The 19321-nt window shown below is 62.4% G+C and carries 17 protein-coding genes; 11 read left to right on the top strand and 6 right to left on the bottom strand.

The window, feature by feature from the left end; all coding sequences use genetic code 11:
- Positions 1-8 precede the first annotated feature (8 nt).
- On the top strand, positions 9-1541 hold the full coding sequence (locus ABD928_RS13725) for a hypothetical protein (RefSeq protein ID WP_345169714.1): 1533 nt from the start codon (positions 9-11) through the stop codon (positions 1539-1541).
- Here the strand turns inward: ABD928_RS13725 and ABD928_RS13720 are convergent.
- The gene (locus ABD928_RS13720) at positions 1538-2587 is read right to left on the bottom strand and encodes a bifunctional transcriptional activator/DNA repair enzyme AdaA (protein ID WP_345169711.1); all 1050 of its coding nucleotides are present in this window, start codon (positions 2585-2587) and stop codon (positions 1538-1540) included. The genes ABD928_RS13725 and ABD928_RS13720 overlap by 4 nt on opposite strands.
- 48 nt (positions 2588-2635) lie before the next feature.
- Positions 2636-3103, bottom strand: a complete 468-nt coding sequence (locus ABD928_RS13715) for a DUF1203 domain-containing protein (protein ID WP_187714827.1) — start codon at positions 3101-3103, stop codon at positions 2636-2638.
- Between the two features lie 244 nt (positions 3104-3347).
- Between ABD928_RS13715 and ABD928_RS13710 the strand changes: the two genes are divergently transcribed.
- The 7 genes from ABD928_RS13710 (at position 3348) to ABD928_RS13680 (ending at position 8859) form a co-directional block, all read left to right on the top strand.
- The gene (locus tag ABD928_RS13710; RefSeq protein WP_345169708.1) at positions 3348-3734 is read left to right on the top strand and encodes a GNAT family N-acetyltransferase; all 387 of its coding nucleotides are present in this window, start codon (positions 3348-3350) and stop codon (positions 3732-3734) included.
- Positions 3735-3871: 137 nt separating this feature from the next.
- Positions 3872-4426 carry a F0F1 ATP synthase subunit delta gene (locus ABD928_RS13705; protein ID WP_345169705.1) on the top strand — a complete coding sequence of 185 codons (555 nt, stop codon included), beginning with the start codon at positions 3872-3874 and terminating at the stop codon, positions 4424-4426.
- A gap of 2 nt (positions 4427-4428) precedes the next feature.
- Positions 4429-5958, top strand: a complete 1530-nt coding sequence (atpA, locus tag ABD928_RS13700; protein WP_187714828.1) for a F0F1 ATP synthase subunit alpha — start codon at positions 4429-4431, stop codon at positions 5956-5958.
- Position 5959: 1 nt separating this feature from the next.
- Positions 5960-6847, top strand: coding sequence for a F0F1 ATP synthase subunit gamma (locus tag ABD928_RS13695; RefSeq protein WP_187714829.1), 888 nt, complete (start codon positions 5960-5962; stop codon positions 6845-6847).
- 27 nt (positions 6848-6874) lie between these two features.
- A complete protein-coding gene (atpD, locus tag ABD928_RS13690; protein ID WP_345169702.1) occupies positions 6875-8407 on the top strand; it encodes a F0F1 ATP synthase subunit beta in 1533 nt (510 codons plus the stop codon).
- 6 nt (positions 8408-8413) lie between these two features.
- Positions 8414-8599: a glutathione S-transferase gene (locus ABD928_RS13685; protein ID WP_187714830.1), complete on the top strand. Its 186-nt coding sequence runs from the start codon at positions 8414-8416 to the stop codon at positions 8597-8599.
- A complete protein-coding gene (locus ABD928_RS13680; protein ID WP_187714831.1) occupies positions 8599-8859 on the top strand; it encodes an ATP synthase F1 subunit epsilon in 261 nt (86 codons plus the stop codon). Before ABD928_RS13685 ends, ABD928_RS13680 begins: the two co-directional genes overlap by 1 nt.
- Here the strand turns inward: ABD928_RS13680 and ABD928_RS13675 are convergent.
- Positions 8856-9290 carry a DUF6265 family protein gene (locus ABD928_RS13675; RefSeq protein WP_187714832.1) on the bottom strand — a complete coding sequence of 145 codons (435 nt, stop codon included), beginning with the start codon at positions 9288-9290 and terminating at the stop codon, positions 8856-8858. The two genes, ABD928_RS13680 and ABD928_RS13675, sit on opposite strands and share 4 nt — an antisense overlap.
- A 114-nt stretch (positions 9291-9404) precedes the next feature.
- Between ABD928_RS13675 and ABD928_RS13670 the strand changes: the two genes are divergently transcribed.
- Positions 9405-10928: a TadA family conjugal transfer-associated ATPase gene (locus tag ABD928_RS13670; RefSeq protein ID WP_187714833.1), complete on the top strand. Its 1524-nt coding sequence runs from the start codon at positions 9405-9407 to the stop codon at positions 10926-10928.
- A gap of 61 nt (positions 10929-10989) precedes the next feature.
- A complete protein-coding gene (locus tag ABD928_RS13665) occupies positions 10990-11760 on the top strand; it encodes a carboxylesterase family protein (RefSeq protein ID WP_345169698.1) in 771 nt (256 codons plus the stop codon).
- A 9-nt stretch (positions 11761-11769) separates the two neighbouring features.
- Here the strand turns inward: ABD928_RS13665 and ABD928_RS13660 are convergent, their stop codons facing one another.
- On the bottom strand, positions 11770-12174 hold the full coding sequence (locus tag ABD928_RS13660; RefSeq protein WP_187714835.1) for a hypothetical protein: 405 nt from the start codon (positions 12172-12174) through the stop codon (positions 11770-11772).
- 24 nt (positions 12175-12198) lie between these two features.
- On the bottom strand, positions 12199-13335 hold the full coding sequence (locus ABD928_RS13655) for an endo-1,4-beta-xylanase (protein ID WP_223276363.1): 1137 nt from the start codon (positions 13333-13335) through the stop codon (positions 12199-12201).
- 121 nt (positions 13336-13456) lie between these two features.
- Between ABD928_RS13655 and ABD928_RS13650 the strand changes: the two genes are divergently transcribed.
- Positions 13457-15592, top strand: a complete 2136-nt coding sequence (locus ABD928_RS13650) for an alpha-glucuronidase family glycosyl hydrolase (RefSeq protein ID WP_345169692.1) — start codon at positions 13457-13459, stop codon at positions 15590-15592.
- A 67-nt stretch (positions 15593-15659) separates the two neighbouring features.
- Here the strand turns inward: ABD928_RS13650 and ABD928_RS13645 are convergent, their stop codons facing one another.
- Positions 15660-19199, bottom strand: a complete 3540-nt coding sequence (locus ABD928_RS13645) for a TonB-dependent receptor (RefSeq protein ID WP_345169689.1) — start codon at positions 19197-19199, stop codon at positions 15660-15662.
- Positions 19200-19321 lie beyond the last annotated feature (122 nt).

The raw sequence follows: 19321 nt of genomic DNA, 5'->3' as shown, positions 1-19321 counted from the left end.
GGGGTCGAATGCGGACATTGCTGACTGCTGCCGCCCTCCTTGCGGCGGGCCTCGCTCAACCCGCGCACGCAGCATGGCAAAAGGTCAGCACGCGTCACTTCATCATTTACGCGGACGATGATCCGGAAAAGCTGACGACCTTCGCGACACGGCTCGAGAAGTTCGACAGGGCCGTTCGGCTCGCGCGCAAGATGAAGGACAGCGAAGTCGGCGATGGCAACCGGCTGACCGTCTATGTCGTCAAAGACATGGAGCAAGTGGCGAAGCTGATCCGCAACCAGAACGCGGGCGGCTTTTACATCGGGCGAGTGAACGGTCCGCTTGCCGTCGTACCGAAAAACGGCGGGTCCACGTGGGAAGTCGAGTTCTCTGCGGAGACCATATTCTTCCACGAATATGCTCACCACCTGATGTTCCAGGGGCTGAATGCACCGCTACCCGAATGGGTGATCGAGGGCTTCGCCGAGATGATGTCGACGGCAAGCTTTGAAAAGGATGGCGCAGTCTGGCTCGGTCGGGTGGCCCAGCATCGTTCGATGGGGCTGTTCTGGGGTGAGAGCATGCCGCTCGAGATGCTGCTTTCGGCCGATTACGGACAGGTCAGCGACGGCCTGAAGGAATCCGTCTACGGCCGCGGCTGGCTGCTGACCCATTATCTGACCTTCGCACCGGAACGAAAAGGTCAGCTGGAACGGTACATCAGCCTGATCGGCAGCGGGGTACGTCCGCTTGATGCCGCCAAGCAGGCATTTGGAGACTTGCGGGAGCTCGATCGCAACCTCACGGCGTATCGGTTGCAGCGGAAGGTTAGCGTCCTTCAGATCCCGCCCAGCTTCTTTCCGAAGCCGCAAATCACCATCACTCCGTTGTCACCGGGCGCGGCGGCGGTGATGCCGCTTCGCTTGCAGTCGAAGGTCGGCGTCAACCAGGACACGGCGGAGCCGCTGGCGGTCAAGGTCCGACAAATCCGGGCTCAGTTTCCCCACGATCCCCTGGTTGAGATCACTCTTGCCGAAGCGGAGCTGGATGCCGGACATTTCGATGCGTCAGAGGCGGCGGCGGACCGGGTGCTAGCGAACGACCGCGGCTCCGTCGACGGGATGATATACAAGGGACGAGCGCTCCTCGCGAAGGCGGGAGCGGACAAAAAGGTGGATCCCAAGTTGATTGCAACCGCCCGCGAGTGGTTTCTGCAGGCGAGCTCCGCCGACCCGCAGGACCCTGAGCCGTTGTTCGAGTATTTCCGCACCTATGCAGTGGCTGAAGAAGCCCCGAGCGCGAGGGCGATCGAAGCTCTCCACCGAGCATCCGTTCTCGTGCCGCAAGACGCGAGCCTGCGCCTGATGTCCGCCTATCAATATCTCCGGGACAAGGACCCGAAGATGGCGCGGCAGACGATGGCACCCGTCGCCTACGACCCGCACGCGACACGGTCGGCCGAGCTGGCCCGCAAGATGATCGAACGCATCGACGCGAATGATCTTCAGGGCGCGCTAGAGGCCGGAAAGTCGAAGAAGGACGAACAGCCCGCTGGCAGCTAGATCAACAGCGGGTCGGCTCCCTCGGCCGACAGCAACTTGCGTTTCCGGTCGAGCCCGCCGGCATAGCCTCCTAGTGAGCCATCCGACCGGATCACGCGATGACAGGGAACCAGCACTGCCACCGGGTTCGATCCGTTCGCGGTCCCGACGGCGCGAACGGCGTCCGGCTGTCCCACGGCCTTTGCGATATCCGCATAGCTCCGCGTCTCGCCGAGCGGGATCCGGCGGAGCTCGCGCCAGACAGCTTCCTGGAAGGCCGTCCCCCGAACGTCGATCGGAAGCTCCGGCGCTGAATGCGGATGCTCGATCGCTTCCAATGCCCCTTCCACCCAGGCCGAGATGGTCCCGTCGTCGGGTATGATCGTCGCGTTGGGGAAGCGGTAGGCCAGCGCGCTTTCGTCTTCGTCGAAGGTCAATCGGCAAATGCCCTTTGACGTCGCCGCGACGAGCAATGGACCCAAGGGACTTTCGGTGACGACGTATCGAATGGTTTCACCGCGCCCGCCATCGCGCCAAGCCGACGGCGTCATTCCCAGACGATCCTTCGCGTCCGCATAAAATCGGCTGGGGCCGGAATAGCCTGCCTCGTAGATCGCCTCGGTGACCTGGCTGGTCTCGGCGAGCGCGTCGGCGGCGCGCTTGGCGCGGAGGCCACGCCAATATTCCGCAGGAGACACGCCGAGGTCGCGCTTGAAGATGCGCTGGAAGTGGTGCGGCGCGTAGTCGACCGCTGCCGAAAGGGCGGTGAGGCTCGGAGCTTCTTCCGCCGCTTCAATCAGACTCACGGCCTTCGCTACCGCCTCGCGGTCACGGCCGACCTCGTCCGGCTTACAACGAAGGCATGGACGGTATCCCGCCTCGAGTGCGTCGGCTCCAGTCGCGAAAAACTCGACGTTCTCGCGCTTCGGGCGCTTCGCCGGGCAGCTCGGCTTGCAGTAGATTCCGGTGGTCTTCACCGCACCGATCACCCGGCCGTCCCAGCCGCGGTCGCGGCGCATGAATGCGGCCCAGGCCGTATCGGCATCGAGGCGCGACACGTTCGTCACGGCTTCCCGTTTATGCTCGCTGGCTTTGCGTGCAAGCGCTTCCATCGTTCAGGCCCTTTCGATCTTGGCGGAGAAACATCCTCGCGTCGCATTATGAGCGTGGATGGTCCGAATCTCCGGGTTGGCGAACAGCTTGCGAATCCCGGCATCGGCTTCGCCAGGCTGGGTGAGCATCGCCTCGGCCATCATGCCTTCTGCGTCGAAGGCGCGAAGCGAGAGGACCCGTTTTTCGAACACCGGCGGGATCTCATCGACATATTCCGCCGCCCGCTGGTTCGTCTCGGTCACGAAGATCGCGTGGGCGGCGCGATAAGGATTTGCCACATCATGGCTGACGTGATTCAAAAGCAAGACCTTCTCCCCGACCGCACGGTCGGTCAGGCTGACGCGGCACGGAAAGGTCGGGCTGGACACGGTCATCCGAACGACGCCGCGACTTCTCAGTTCATCGTCGGAGAGTCCGAAGAGCGGCTTGTAGGGCTCGGGGTCCAGGCCCCTGACGCGGTAGGTCGGCATGAGAGGGTCTCCTTCGTCAGGATCCACCTACCGGGCGTCTGGCGGGAGCGCGTCCCGTACCTTGCGGTCAAACATTTCTCGCTCAAAAAGAGCGGATGAGTTCGGTTCGGCTCGATCGCCCGCAGGCACCGATTCCATCCGTCGCGAGTCTGCGGACGTGCGACCGTTGAATGGGTGGTCAATTCATTCGGGGGAGCTGGACCGAGAAGATGTCAGGTATCTCCTCGATTTTCATTTCGCCGAGATGAGGGGCAATTCTCCGCCCGAAGCCTGCCATGTCCTTCCGGGAGACGGCCTACGATCGAACGACATCAGCTTCTGGACCTTGCGCGAGGACGGTTACCTGCTCGGCTTTGGCGCGCTGAAGCGGCTCGAGCCGGGCCATGGCGAGATCAAGTCGATGCGAACCGCCCCGGATGCTTTAGGCCGAGGCGTCGGAAGGTTCCTGCTGCGACACGCGATCGCTGAAGCGAGGGGCCGCGGCTACGCGCGAGTGAGCCTCGAAACCGGCTCCACCGAACCCTTTGCCGCAGCACTTCGGCTCTACGAATCCGAGGGATTTCGGCCGTCCGACCCCTTCGCCGGATATCCGGATACGCCTTTCACGCGATTTCTCAGCCTAAAGCTGTAGCTTGGCCGTCCACCACCTTGCATCGCAAAACACCCTTTGCTAGTGGCGCGCCAACCCATGGGGGGCGCACGGTCTAACCGCCGGGAGCGCCCCGTTTTTCGCATGGGGGCAATTCCAGTTCTGGAGCTTAAAGCGCGGTGGAAACCTCCGGCGGCATTCAGGCTAGCTTAGCAGGGCGATATGCCTCGGCTTTGTTCGACCTGGCACGCGACGAACGGCAGATTGATGCGGTCAGCAACAGCCTTGGGCTGCTTGCGCAGGCGCTGGTGGATTCGCCCGATTTCGCGGAGCTCGTTTCAAGCCCGCTGATCGGTCGCGACGAAGCCGGCAAGGCCTTTGCGAGCGTTGCCAAGGAGCTGTCGATCGATTCGATCACCAGCAACTTCCTCGGCGTGCTCGCTCGCAACGGCCGGAAGGGCCAGCTTCAGGCCGTCATCCGCGCGTTCCGACGGCTCGCCGCAGAACATCGCGGCGAAACGACGGCCGAAATCGTGACTGCGCACGCGCTGAAGGACGACCAGCTTGCCGCGCTGAAGCAGCAGCTTCGCGCGCGCGCCGGCCGTGACGTCGCGATCGAAACGCGCATCGATCCTGAAATCCTGGGTGGGATCGTCGTCAAGCTGGGAAGCCAGATGATCGACGCATCCATCCGCACCAAACTCAACAGACTCGCCGAGGCGATGAAAGGCTGAATATGGACATCCGCGCCGCTGAAATTTCCCGCGTAATCCGCGACCAGATCGCGAATTTCGATGCCGAAGCGCAGGTCTCCGAAGTCGGCACCGTGCTGTCGGTCGGCGACGGCATCGCCCGCATCCACGGCCTCGACAACGTCCAGGCCGGCGAGATGGTCGAGTTCGACGGCGGCGTGAAGGGCATGGCCCTGAACCTCGAAGCCGATAACGTCGGCGTCGTCATCTTCGGCTCGGACGCGAACATCCGCGAAGGCTCGACCGCACGCCGCACCGGCACCATCGTCGACGTTCCGATCGGCAAGGGCCTGCTCGGCCGTGTCGTCGACGCTCTTGGTAACCCGATCGATGGCAAGGGCCCTCTCGAGGGTGTGGAACGCCGCCGCGTCGAAGTGAAGGCGCCGGGCATCATCCCGAGGAAGTCGGTGCACGAGCCGGTGCAGACTGGCCTCAAGGCGCTCGACGCTCTCGTCCCGATCGGCCGCGGCCAGCGTGAGCTGATCATCGGCGACCGCCAGACCGGCAAGACTGCCGTCGCTCTAGACACCTTCATCAACCAGAAGGACGCCAACAAGTCCGGCGACGAGAGCCAGAAGCTCTACTGCATCTACGTCGCTGTCGGGCAAAAGCGTTCGACCGTCGCACAGATCGTGCGCGCCCTCGAAGAGAATGGCGCGATGGAATATTCCATCGTCGTCGCCGCAACGGCTTCCGAGCCCGCTCCGCTGCAGTTCCTTGCGCCATACACGGGCGCCGCGATGGGCGAGTATTTCCGCGACAACGGAATGCACGCCGTCATTGTCTACGACGACCTTTCGAAGCAGGCCGTGGCCTACCGCCAGATGTCACTGCTGCTTCGCCGTCCGCCGGGCCGCGAAGCCTATCCGGGCGACGTTTTCTATCTTCACAGCCGCCTGCTCGAGCGCGCCGCGAAGTTGAACGACGCTAACGGCAATGGCTCGCTGACCGCGCTGCCCATCATTGAAACCCAGGCAGGCGACGTTTCGGCCTACATCCCGACCAACGTCATCTCCATCACCGATGGCCAGATCTTCCTCGAGACGGACCTGTTCTACCAGGGCATTCGTCCGGCGATTAACGTCGGTCTCTCGGTCAGCCGCGTCGGCTCTGCCGCGCAGACCAAGGCGATGAAGAAGGTCGCCGGCTCGATCAAGCTGGAGCTCGCGCAGTATCGCGAAATGGCTGCCTTCGCGCAGTTTGGCTCGGACCTCGACGCTGCAACCCAGCGCCTTCTGGCCCGCGGCGCGCGTTTGACGGAGCTGCTGAAGCAGCCGCAGTACAGCCCGATGCCGGTCGAAGAGCAGGTCGCGTCAATCTACGCCGGTACCCAGGGCTTCCTCGACAGCGTCGATGTGAAGGACGTTGTCCGCTACGAAGCCGCGATGCTCAGCTTCCTGCGCAGCGACAAGGCCGACGTGCTGAAGGCGATCCGCGACAGCAAGGCCCTCGACGACGACACGGCCGCGAAGCTCAAGGACGCGCTGACCGAGTTCGGGAAGACGTTCGCATAACATGGCGAGCCTGAAGGCCCTCAAGATCCGCATCGGCTCGGTGAAGTCGACGCAGAAGATCACCAAGGCGATGAAGATGGTCGCCGCGGCGAAGCTGCGCCGTGCCCAGCAGAACGCCGAGGCGGGCCGTCCTTACTCGAAGCGGCTGACGCAAGCCGTCGAGCGCCTCGTCAGCCGGATCACGATCAGCGACAACTCGCCGGTCCTGGTCCGCGGCACGGGCAAGGACCAGACGCACCTGATCGTCGTGGTCACCAGCGACCGCGGACTTGCCGGAGCGTTCAACACGAACATCCTGCGCGCTGTCCGTGCCAAGGCGACCGAGTTGACGGCCGAGGGCAAGACCGTCCTGTTCTACATCGTCGGCCGCAAGGGCCGTCCGGCCATCCAGCGGATCGCTCCGAAGGCGATCATCGGTCAGTACGACACCAGTCAGATGAAGTCGCCGGCTTATGCCGACGCGCAGGGCATCATCGACGATATCATCGGCCGCCTGCAGCAGGGCGAGTTCGACGTCGCGCACCTTGCGTACAGCGAGTTCAAGTCGGTCCTGGCGCAAGAACCCGTCGTCAAGCAGATCTTCCCCGTCCTGCCGTCGGGGACCGCCGAGCAGGGCAAGACCGCTGCGGCGCCTTCCGCTGTCGAGTATGAGCCCGATGAGGAAAGCATCCTCGCCGAGCTACTGCCACGGAACCTTTCGGTGCAGGTCTACACCGCACTGCTAGAGAACCAGGCTGGCTTCTACGGCTCGCAGATGACCGCCATGGACAATGCGACCCGCAACGCCGGCGACATGATCAACCGCTTGTCGATCCAGTATAATCGCCAGCGCCAGGCCGCGATCACGACCGAACTCGTTGAAATCATTTCCGGCGCCGAAGCGCTCTAACCCGATACGAAGCCAAGGAAGACAGACATGGCAACCGCCGCTCCAGAGACCAAGACCCGCAGCCGCGCCAAGAAGGGCGACGCCGGATCCGCCACGGGCGCCGGCGGAGCAGTCGAGCAGCAGACCGGCAACCTGACCGGCCGCGTCGCGCAGGTCATCGGCGCCGTCGTCGACATCGCGTTCGAAGGCGAACTTCCCCCGATCCTCGCGGCTCTCGAGACGGAGAACCAGGGCGGCCGGCTCGTCCTTGAGGTTGCCCAGCACCTTGGCGAGAACATCGTCCGCACCATCGCGATGGACTCGACCGACGGTCTCACCCGTGGCCAGATCGTCCGCGCAACGGGCTCGCAGATCCGCGTGCCGGTCGGACCGAAGACGCTCGGCCGCATCATGAACGTCATCGGCGAGCCGATCGACGAGCGCGGCCCGATCGGCAGCGACCTGTCCGCTCCGATCCACGCCGAGGCTCCGGCATTCGTCGACCAGTCGACCGAAGCCGCCATCCTCGTCACCGGCATCAAGGTCATCGACCTCCTCGCTCCGTACGCGAAGGGCGGCAAGATCGGCCTGTTCGGTGGCGCCGGCGTCGGCAAGACCGTGCTCATCCAGGAGCTGATCAACAACATCGCCAAGGGCCACGGCGGCGTGTCGGTGTTCGCCGGCGTCGGCGAGCGGACCCGTGAAGGCAACGACCTTTACCACGAGTTCCTCGAGGCGGGCGTCATCGCAAAGGATGCCGACGGCAACCCGACGCCGGAAGGCTCCAAGGTCGCCCTCGTGTTCGGCCAGATGAACGAGCCGCCGGGCGCCCGCGCCCGCGTCGCTCTCTCGGGCCTCACCCAGGCCGAATATTTCCGCGACCAGGAAGGGCAGGACGTTCTTTTCTTCGTCGACAACATCTTCCGCTTCACTCAGGCGGGTTCGGAAGTGTCGGCGCTCCTCGGCCGCATTCCTTCGGCCGTGGGCTACCAGCCGACCCTGGCGACCGACATGGGCACCCTTCAGGAGCGCATCACGTCGACCAACAAGGGCTCGATCACCTCGGTGCAGGCCATTTACGTGCCGGCGGACGACTTGACCGACCCGGCGCCGGCGACGTCGTTCGCCCACTTGGATGCAACCACCACGCTAAGCCGCGCGATTTCGGAGCTGGGCATCTACCCGGCCGTCGATCCGCTCGATTCCGTCAGCCGCGTTCTGACCCCGGCCGTCGTCGGCCAGGAGCACTATGAAGTGGCTCGTGCGGTTCAGGAGACGCTGCAGAAGTACAAGTCGCTGCAGGACATCATCGCGATCCTCGGCATGGACGAGCTTTCCGAAGAGGATAAGCTGGTCGTCAGCCGCGCCCGCAAGATCCAGCGCTTCCTGTCGCAGCCGTTCCACGTCGCAGAGGTGTTCACCAACATCCCGGGCAAGTTCGTGCAGGTCGAAGACACGGTGAAGTCGTTCAAGGCAGTCGTCGAAGGCGAATACGACCATCTTCCGGAAGCAGCGTTCTACATGGTCGGCGGCATCGATGAAGCGGTCGCCAAGGCCGAGAAGCTGGCTCAGGAAGCCTAAGCGAAAATGGCCGATCGGCTTGCCATCGAGGACTGCGTCAACGAGACGTGCCCTTGGTCGGGCGAGCCGGTCAGCGCCGACAGCCTGGCGCTCTACAAGGGCAAGGTCGTCGGCTTCTGTAACACCGGCTGCCGCGACAAGTTCGAAAAGGCAGCAAGCGCGTTCGACGCGGCGATTGAAGGTAAGGAATAATGGCCGATCTCAAGTTCGAGCTCGTGACGCCAGAGCGCTTGGTGATGTCGGACGACGTCTACATGGTCGTCGTTCCCGGCACCGAAGGCCAGTCGGGTATCCTCGCCGGCCACGCGCCTTACATGACGACGCTGCGGGACGGTGAACTCGCCGTCTACCGCACCGCCGGCAGCCAGCCGGAGCGCATCCCAGTCACGGGCGGCTTCGCCGAGGTCAGCGAAAATGGCCTGACCGTGCTCGCCGAGAGCGCGGGCACCTAATCCGTCTTCGGCTGGTAACGCCAGCGACGGGCCTTGCCGCCGTCGGCCAGTGACACTTCGGCGACAAGCTCCCTGCCCTCACGCCAGTAGCGAATCTTCTGCGGGTAATCGTGCTCGGAATTGACGAATGTCACTCCGGACTCTGAGCTCGGCGTCCACTCGAAGGCGGTTCGATTCTGGCCTTCGGGCGAGCCATAAAATGTCATTTTCGATGACGCTGGGTCGATTTGGATCTGCATGACTTCCCAGTCTGCGAGCGCGTCTGCGCGACCGCTACGACCGCTTCCCATCATGATTCCCGCCCGGGGATCGTTCCAGCACTCCTCGATCCACTTGCCGTGCGCCTCGCTTTCCCAGCACCCGGTAAGCCACACCGGCAAGACCGGACGCGGAGTAACCTCCGCCACGAACGCCGCAAGCATCAACAGCATGCCAAAACCCCTCCCTTCATCGCGGGCCAAACTAAAGTCGGTTAGCTTTTTCTAAAAGTTTGAGTCCTATTCACCATTCCTGATTTCGGCGGAACCGCAGGAAACGGGTTAAGAATGAACGCATTCGGCAAACGTGGCGGCTTGGGCGGCGGCAATGGTCGTCCTCAGTTCGGTGTCGCCAAACCGATGAAATCGTCGTCGGGTGGTGCTTCCTCGTCTGTGCCGGATGAGGCTGAGCAATTTCCGCCAGTCGACGACCTAACCGAGAGCTTCGACAGCGCTTCCGAGCCGACTCATGCCGGTACGGCGGCGATGGACAGGCTCAACAGCCGTCAGAACGCCAGCGGCGATGCTGCAAGCAGCAAGACCGAAGGATTCGAAGCAGCAGTTCACCGTATCAAGGAGCAGGTGCTCCCGCGCCTTCTGGAACGTGTCGACCCCGAAGCCGCTGCGACGCTGAGCAAGGATGAGCTGGCGGAGGAATTCCGTCCGATCATCGGCGAAGTCCTCGCCGAGCTGAAGATCACCCTGAACCGCCGCGAGCAGTTCGCCCTCGAGAAAGTGCTGGTTGACGAGCTTCTCGGCCTTGGGCCTCTCGAAGAGCTCCTCGCCGACCCGGCCGTCAGCGACATCATGGTCAACGGACCCGACCAGACGTTCGTCGAGCGCAAAGGCAAGCTTGAGCTGGCCCAGATCCAGTTCCGCGACGAGGAGCACCTGTTCCAGATCGCCCAGCGCATCGTGAACAAGGTCGGTCGCCGCGTCGACCAGACGACGCCGCTCGCCGACGCCCGCCTCCAGGACGGCAGCCGCGTCAACGTCATCATTCCGCCGCTGTCGCTCCGCGGTACGGCCATCTCCATTCGTAAGTTCTCCGAGAAGCCGATCACGCTCGACATGATGAAGGGCTTCGGCTCGATGTCGGAGAAGATGGCGACGGTGCTGAAGATCGCAGGCGCCAGCCGCATGAACGTGGTCATTTCCGGCGGTACCGGTTCCGGTAAGACGACCATGCTCAACGCTTTGTCGAAGATGATCGACCCGGGCGAGCGCGTGATCACGATCGAAGACGCGGCCGAGCTTCGTCTCCAGCAGCCCCACTGGCTTCCGCTGGAAACCCGTCCGGCCAACCTCGAGGGACAAGGTGCGATCACCATTCGCGACCTCGTCATCAACGCCCTGCGTATGCGTCCCGACCGCATTATCCTCGGCGAAATTCGTGGTCAGGAGTGTTTCGACCTTCTGGCCGCCATGAACACGGGCCACGACGGCTCGATGGCCACGCTCCACTCCAACAGCCCGCGCGAATGCCTGGCCCGTATGGAAAACATGGTCATGATGTCCGACATCAAGATTCCGAAGGAGGCGATCTCCCGCCAGATCGCCGACTCGGTCGACCTGATCGTCCAGGTGAAGCGCCTCCGCGACGGTTCGCGCCGCACGACCAACATCACCGAAGTGATCGGCATGGAAGGCGACGTCATCGTCACGCAGGAGCTGTTCAAGTTCGAGTATCTAGACGAGACAGCGGACGGAAAGATCGTCGGCGAATACCGCTCGATGGGCCTGCGCCCCTACACGCTCGACAAGGCCAAGCAGTACGGCTTCGATCAGCCGTATCTGGAGGCCTGCCTCTAAGGCATCGTTTTTCGCCGATTGCTGTGCAACGTTGCGGCGGTTCTGTTCAAGGAGCCGCCGTATGCGTTTGTCCATCGCCCTCGCCTGCCTTGTCCTAAGCCTGCCGACGCTGGCGGAAGCCAGGAAACCTGCCTCGCAACCGCCCGCCGTCGAGGGCCAGACCGCCCAGCCGCCTGTGGCGGATGACGGTTATCCCTATTTGCTGTTCGTTCCGAAGGGCTACAACGAGAGCGGTACTGATCGCTGGCCGCTGCTCATTTTCCTGCATGGGTCTGGCGAGCGCGGTACCGACATCAATGTCGTGAAGAAGCACGGGCCACCCATGCTGGTGGAAAAGGACCCCGCCTTTCCGTTCATTGTCATCTCGCCGCAGCTTCCGGAGCAATCGGCGACGGTCGGCCGCTATTGGCCGGTCGAGCCGCTGGAGGCGATCCTGACGCACGCCATGAAGACCCTCCGGGTCGATCCCTCGCGTGTCTACCTCACCGGTCTCAGTCTTGGTGGGATCGCCACTTGGGAATGGGGCACAACCCATCCGGAACATTTCGCTGCACTGGCGCCAGTCGCCGCGTTCGGGGATCCCAAGAATGCGTGCAATGCCAAGGACGTGCCCATTTGGGCGTTCCACGGGGACCATGACGACGCCGTCGACACGCGCGGCGACTTCGAGATGGTCGACGCGCTCAAGAAGTGCGGTTCAACCCCTGCCCCACGGCTGACGATCTATCCGAACACCGATCACTGGTCGTGGGTGCCTGCCTACAACGATCCTGCACTCTGGATGTGGCTGTTGGAACAGCGGAAACCGGTGCCGCCGAAGCCTTCGAGATAGGCCTGCGGACTACGGCTTCCGGGTTGGAACGCTGACGACGGTGAACTTTCCGAGCTGGCAATGCGGATAATTGCGAAGCCCGGTCGCCTGCACTTCCACCGGATCGAAGATCTTGACGCGATCTCCTTCGCAAATGTCGCCCGTTTCAGCCCCGGTCGTGATCGCGATTGCCGCGCTGGATCCCAGCCGTTCCACGCCGGCGCATGGTCTCGCCAGCTCGCTGCGATAGGTGACCCCGCCAACGACGTCGAACTCCATCGCATTGGGGCCAACAGTCCGCCGACCGACAATCTGATCCAGCGGAACGCACCTATTCGCTTTTGTCGTCGCGGAGGGTTCAGCGGTCGGATTAGCCGCCAACGCAGCTCCAGCCGCGGTCATGCCTACCAGCGCCAGTGAAATCGCTATCTTCATGGCTGTTCTCCCGAGAAGCGAGAATCATACTGCCGATGCATGAACCGGGGCTGAGGCGAACGCGTTTCCGATTGCATCGTACAGCGGCTTCGGGCGGAAGTTTGCATCGTATGGCGTCCCGCGCTTCATGGTCTTGTCCGCTCGCGGATCGAATCCATTCAGCCAGCTGTATCGGTCAACCATTCCCCAGGCGAGGATATCGCGAAGCTGCGAATAGCTCAGCATCAGGTCGAGGTACGCCTTGGCATAGTCTGCCACCATGCGATCGCGCTGGGTGATATCGGTAGGTGCCATGCGGTCGTTCACGTCGAATTCCGTGATGACCAGTTTGTAGCCCATGCCGACGACCTCATCCACGAAGCGGCGCCAAGGACCTTCAGACTCTTTCACGATGTCTGCGACTGGCCCCTGTTTCAGCAGACGGATGTGGGATTGGATGCCAAGCGCATCGACCGGTGTCCCGCGCTTTCGGAAACCCTCTAGCAGCTTAAGCACGCCGCGCATGTGGGTCTCGTCTTCGCTGTTGCGCTCCCAACTCATGTAATCGTTGTAGACCAGCTGGGCGTGAGGGGCTTCGGCACGCGCGGTGTGGAACATGAGGTCAAGGAAGGCTTCCCCACCAATCGCGCGCGTGACGTTGGTATCCCGGATTTCACCGGTTCCCGGTTCCACCGCTTCGTTCACGACATCGTAGGAGTAGATGCGCTTGCCGTAGCGACTGCAAACTGTGCGGACGTGGCTGACAAGGAGGGCTTCAGCGGCCGCCTTGGGCTGAGGGCCGAAGTCGAAAGTCTCAAGCCACTTCGGATACCATTTTGTAGGCGTCCAAAACAGCGTGTGGCCGCGCACAGCCATTCCTTGCTTCGTCGCATATTCTACGATTGCGTCGAATTGCTGGAAGTCGAAAGTCGTTGGGCCCGGCCGCGTCCACTGCCACTTCAGTTCATTCTCGGGGACCAGAAGCGAACAATCGCGTTCAAGGATTGTCGCGTAGGCCGGATTGGCAAAGCTGCCGCGATCGGCGCCGGGCTTGCTCCAAGACACGGCCGAACCAAAACGGCGGCCGCTCTTCTTCGCGAACGCGTCGAGGGACGCTGAAGACCCTGCGGCCACGGCCGAGTCGGTCGAAGCGATCAGCGCGGCCGAAAGTCCGGCGGCCAATGCTCCGCGCCTCGAAAATTGCGTTGGCTTGCTTGCAATGTCCATAACGCTGCATCCACACTTAATTTCCTGTGATAGCGCTAACACGCTGCAACAGGCCACTCAACGCGGATGTGAGATGATGGCCAGGTGGTTTCCGAATAGCGCAGTGACCTTGCTGGCTCTGAGCGTGTTGGTGGTGATTGCTACCCCCGCCCGCGCCGAAGATGGCTACGATCTCTGGCTCCGCTATCGGCCAATCGAGAACTCGCAGCGAGAAGCCTACGTTCGACAGGCGCAAAGCATCGTCGAGACGCGGAGCTCGCCGACATTGAATGCGGCAGTCGCAGAATTGCAGCGCGGCATCGGCGGTCTGCTCGGCGCAACGCCCCCTCTTCGACGCGACCTCTCGGACGGCGCGATCCTGATTGGCACGCCGGCGTCGTCGCGCGTAATCGCAGGAATTGGACTGAAACTGGACGGTTTGGGCAGCGATGGGTTCCTGATCCGCAGCGTCAATCTCTCGGGCAATCGCGTGACGGTGATTGCCGCAAATGACGAAGTTGGAGTCCTTTACGGCACTTTCGCCTTCTTGCGGCAATTGCAGACACATCGACTCGCTGAAACGCTGAACATCCGCGACGTGCCCGCGTCACGGCTGCGGATGCTTGACCATTGGGACAACCTGGATCGCACTGTCGAGCGCGGATATTCCGGCTTCTCACTGTGGGATTGGCAAAAGCTGCCTCGCTGGCGAGACCCGCGCTACACGGATTATGCGCGCGCCAATGCCTCGATCGGCATCAACGCCACGGTGCTGACCAACGTCAATGCTGACGCCCAGGTCCTGACGCCCCTCTACCTGGCCAAGGTCGCGGCCCTCGCGGATGTTTTCCGGCCATATGGAATCCGCGTGTTCCTGACGGCAAGATTCAGCGCGCCACTGGAGCTGGGCGGGCTGAAGACCGCGGATCCGGTCGATCCGAAGGTCCGTGCCTGGTGGCGTGCGAAGTCGGACGAGATCTACCGGATCATCCCGGATTTCGGTGGCTTTCTCGTCAAGGCGAACTCCGAAGGCCAGCCGGGACCGCAAGATTACGCCCGTACGCACGCTGACGGCGCCAACATGCTGGCCGAGGCCCTGCAGCCTCACGGTGGAACGGTAATCTGGCGCGCGTTCGTGTACGCTGCAAAGCCAGGAGAAGACCGCGCAAAGCAGGCCTTCGATGAGTTCCGGCCGCTCGACGGCAGCTTCCGTCCCAATGTCATGCTGCAGGTCAAGAACGGGCCGATCGATTTCCAGCCCCGCGAGCCGTTCCATCCGCTGTTCGGAGCCATGCCCAGGACGCCAGTGGTGCTCGAGGCGCAGATCACCAAGGAGTATCTGGGATTTGCGACCCACCTCGCCTTTCTCGGGACCATGTGGGAGGAGGTGCTGAAGGCCGACACCTGCCGTCCGAAATGCGGAACTCCCGTCGCCGACACGATCGCCGGCATGGCGGGTGTTTCGAATGTCGGCACGGATCGCAACTGGACCGGTTCACAATTCGACCAGGCCAATTGGTACGCGTTCGGTCGGCTAGCCTGGGATCACGGCTTGCCGGCACGTGAGGCAGCTGAGGAATGGGTTCGGATGACTTGGGGCAACGATCCCAAAGTGGTCGAACCAATCGTGGGCATGATGATGGGGTCGCGACAAGCAGTCGTGAACTACATGACGCCGCTCGGGCTTCATCACCTCATGGCGACGGGCCATCACTATGGGCCTGGCCCCTGGGTCAACAACCTCGAGCGTGCGGACTGGAACCCGACCTATTTCCACAAGGCCGCCAAAGACGGCATCGGCTTCGACCGGACAAAGTCCGGAAGCGATGCAGTTGCGCAATATTCACCCCGGGTCGCCGGCTGCTTCAGCAATCGCCGCTGCGTGCCGGACGATTACCTTCTCTGGTTCCATCATGTGGGTTGGGATGAGCGAATGCGAAGTGGGCGCTCGTTGTGGGGTGAGTTGGCCTTCCGGTATGATGATGGCGTCAGTCGGGTGCAGGAGATGCGCCGAACGTGGCGCGCTTTGCAAGGTGAGATCGATGCTGAGCGCTTCAACGAAGTCGACGCCTTCCTCGGGATTCAGGAAGCTGAGGCCCGGTGGTGGCGCGATGCTTCTCTAGCCTATTTCTCGAACGTGTCGGGGCGGCAACTCCCTGAGGGTGTGCAACCTCCTGCGCATAGCCTCGGCTATTACGAGGCGCTGACCTTCCCCAACGTCCCAGGGCACTGATCGGAAAAAAAAAGGGGCCCCTCCGTTTACGCGGAGGGGCCCCGGGAGAGGGCTTTCGCCCGTTCTGCTATCCGCGCTCTGGAGCCGGCGGCGGCGGCGGAGGCGGAGGCGGCGGAACCGGGCACGCATCCGTCGCCAGGATCACTGACCCGTCCGCGCACGTCTGGGTCGCCGGAGGCGGCGGCGGAGGTGGTGGCGGAGGCGGCGGAGCCGGTGGCGGCGGCGGCGCCGGCGTGAAGGTGCCGCGCAGGATGAACGAGAACCTGCGATCGTTCATGAAGTAGGACCGCGGACCCAGCAATCCGGTTGTCGTGAATTGCTGGAGGGTCTTGGTCACCTCGTTCGTCAGGTTCACCGCCTGGACACCGACCTTGATGTCCTTCGTGACCGAGAAGAACGCCGAAGCATCCAGCTGCCCGGTCTTGTCATTAAAGATCGGGTCGTACGGGAAGATCACGTCGGCTGCGGTCAGCAGGAATTTCGAACGCCAGTTGTAGGCGAGACGGAAGGATACCGGACCCTTCTCGTAGAAGCCTTCGATATTGACGTTGTGCTTCGACAATTGCTCAAGCGGCAAGTTGCCGGAAACGCCGCCCGGAGGCGTGTTCACCGGAGCACCGCCATTCAGCATCGAGTTCGGCAGGCCCTTGCTCTTGATGTGCGTGTAGTTGGCGTTGATGCCGAAGCCGCTGAGCAGGCCCGGAAGGAAATCGAAGGTTTGCTGGTAAGCAATCTCGAAACCCTTCACCTTGCCGTTACCGTCGTAGTTGGCTGGACCACGAACGATTACGGTCTGTGTGATGCCGTTGCTCGTGATGTCGCGGTTGGTGACGTCCTGGAAGAAGAAGTTGTGGATCGTCTTGTAGAATGCGTTGAACGTCAGCGATCCCACTCGAGCGAAATACCACTCCAGGCTCGCATCGAAATTCTTCGAGATTGCGGGCTTCAGGAACGGATTGCCCGCCGTCGCCGTCAACTGGAACCCAGCGCTCGTGTCCGAGCCAATCGTCAGGAAGTTCCGGATGTTCGCCATTTCTGGTCGAGCCAGATTCTTCGAGGCCGCGAAACGCAGGATGAGATCGTTGGTCAGGCCGAACTTCAGGTTCAGGCTTGGCAACCAATAATGATAGTCATTCTTGGCGAGGTCCTCGGTCGTCTGACCCGTCGCCCAGGTCTGCAGGTCGGCGTAGCCGGCCGGCCCGAGGAGGCAAACGCCGGTCGGCGGCACCTGCGGCGCAGGCGGCGGCGGAACGGCGCAGCGAATGGCAAAGGGATTCGTGATACCCAGCGCGGACTGCGAAGGAACGCCGATCGAACCCAGCGATGTGACTTTCGTAGTCACGTACCGGATGCCGATGTTGCCATCGAGCCGGACATTGCCAAAGATCGGTTCGTCGCTGCCGAAGTTCAGCATCGCGTACGCGGCCTTGTTCGTCTCGCTGACTTCCTGAATTTCGCTCGGCAGGAACAGCGTTCCAGGAACGACGCCTGGACGGTTGGCCAGCGAATTCCAACTGTTGGCGCTTCCGCCTCCAGCAACACCGGCTGCCTGCACGCTCTCGAAGAAGTCGATCGCGTTCTGATAACCATCGATCAGGTCACCGGCGTAATAGTTCGCCGTCGGTGGTCGCGTGGTGTCACCACGGAAGAAGTTGTTGAAGCTGTACTGTTCGACGTTAGCGCCGCCCACCTGGTCCATGAACACCGCAGTGCTCCAAACCTCAGACAGCGAACCCCAGTTGTATGTGGAGTATTTCACCGTCTGGTCGCGGTCGGCGTAACGAGCACCGAACTTCGCACGCCGCAAGAAGGGCACGTCATCCAGGAAGTTGTAGGTGATGTCGCCGCGGAACGACCACTGATCGCCGCGGCTCTTTTCCGCGTGATCCATCGCTGCACGCCAGAAGGTGTAGCGAGGATTGCTGAAGTATTCGTCGTCCGTCGCGCCCGACAATTCAGGCGAAGTCGGATTTCCGAGATTCAAGGGCTTGTGCAGGATGACGTCCGGACTGTTTCCAGTCAGGTCGACTTCCTGGTCGGCAAAGTTCGATCCGAAAACGCTGACGTCCAGATTGTCGTGCTTCGCCTTCACGCGCTGCGCGTCGACAGCGAATGACCAGTGATCGTCGACGTTGTATTTGAAATTGACGCCCATGTCGGTGACTTTGTTGTCGTCATCGACCTGACGACGAGCCAGCGAGTGCTGCATGCCCCCGACCGGCACGCGATCGCCAACGACTTGCGTGCCCCATCCGGCGCCATACGGGCTGCCACGCCAGCCGCCCGTCGGGACGGTGATGTAGCCGCTCTCGAAAATGCCGTCGTCGTCGTACTGATAATTCTGGAACCCACCGACCGGACATTCGGCGCGGGTGGTTCCGCCTGGCCCGTTGCCGTTCGGCTGGCAGCCCGCGGGATAGGTATTGTATTCGGACAAGTCAGGCGCGGCCTCAAACGTATGCTCGCCCCATTTCTGGGTCGCGTGCGAACGGAGGAACTGCGCTGTCAGGAGCGCACGCCGGTCGAGGCTTTCCCACTGGGCCGCTGCGGCAATGCCCCTGCGCTGGCGGTTGAAATCCTGCGTGCGGAATTGCCCACCGAGCGGCGCGTATGCGAGCGGCAGCTGATCTGCGAACCCATCCGCCCCCGGTGTTTCCGCAGTCCCGCACGGCGAGCCTGACGGAGGTAGAGTCGTGGTGTCGTTGTCGCTCGGAAGCGGGTTGCGGCAGATCAGCGGTCCGTTGTTCGCACCCGGAACCTGCGTGCCGTCGCGAGCCTGGAAGTTGGTGATCTGAACACCGTCCGCGCGGCTGAACACCTGCGAGTAGGAAACCGCGCCGAGCAAACCGATCCGGCCCATGCCGGTATCCCAGGTGTTGCTGACGAGGATCGAACCAACCGGCGACCACTTTTCCGCCAGGTCGCTGTAATTGGCCTCCAGGTCGAAGCCGATGCGAAGGCCCTTCTGGTCGAACGGCAAACGCAGGTTCATGTTGACGGCACCTGAAAGTCCGCCCTCGATCATTTCCGCAGTCGAGTTCTTGTACACCTCGACCGAACCGAGCAGTTCCGCCGGCACATCGGCGAAATTGATGGCCTGTCCGCCAACGCCCGTGGCGAAGGTATCGCGGCCGTTGAACTCCGACCGGACGAAGCTCAGGCCGCGAATCGCAACGGCTGAACCTTCGACCGAAAAGTGGTCGGGGTCGTTGCTGCCGGCGAAGCGGTTGATCGAAACGCCAGGAACGCGCTGGAGCGCCTCGGTGACCGACCGGTCCGGCAGAGCGCCAATGTCCTGCGCAGTGATTGCGTCCACAACCGTATCGGCGTTGCGCTTGATGTTCTGTGAGTTCGCAAGGCTCTGCCGGATGCCCGTGACGACGATGGCCTTGTCATCGGTGTTGTCGGTCGTTTCCGTGGAGCTGGAAGTCCCGGTATCTTGCGCAGCCGTCGCATCGACGGTCGCCTCAGACGGCGTTGTCTCTGTCGATTGAGCATAAGCCGGAGCGGTCCCAAGGACGCACATGGCCAAAGCCGACACTCCGCAGCGCAGAGATGCGTTCAGCCCAAACTGCAGCCTTTGGCCGCCGATAACCGGTGACGACATGAACTCTCCCCGTGTTAGCGCTAACAAGCCCCAGCGCTGTCTCTCTCTGCACGGACGATAATACGAGCGGCTTAACATGTGCAAGAGGGAGATTCGTTGATGGGCAAAGTGATGTATCAAAA

It is taken from the genome of Sphingomonas daechungensis (assembly GCF_039543105.1).
Taxonomy (GTDB): Bacteria; Pseudomonadota; Alphaproteobacteria; order Sphingomonadales; family Sphingomonadaceae; genus Sphingomicrobium; species Sphingomicrobium daechungense.
This window is presented reverse-complemented; position numbering and strand designations above follow the sequence as displayed.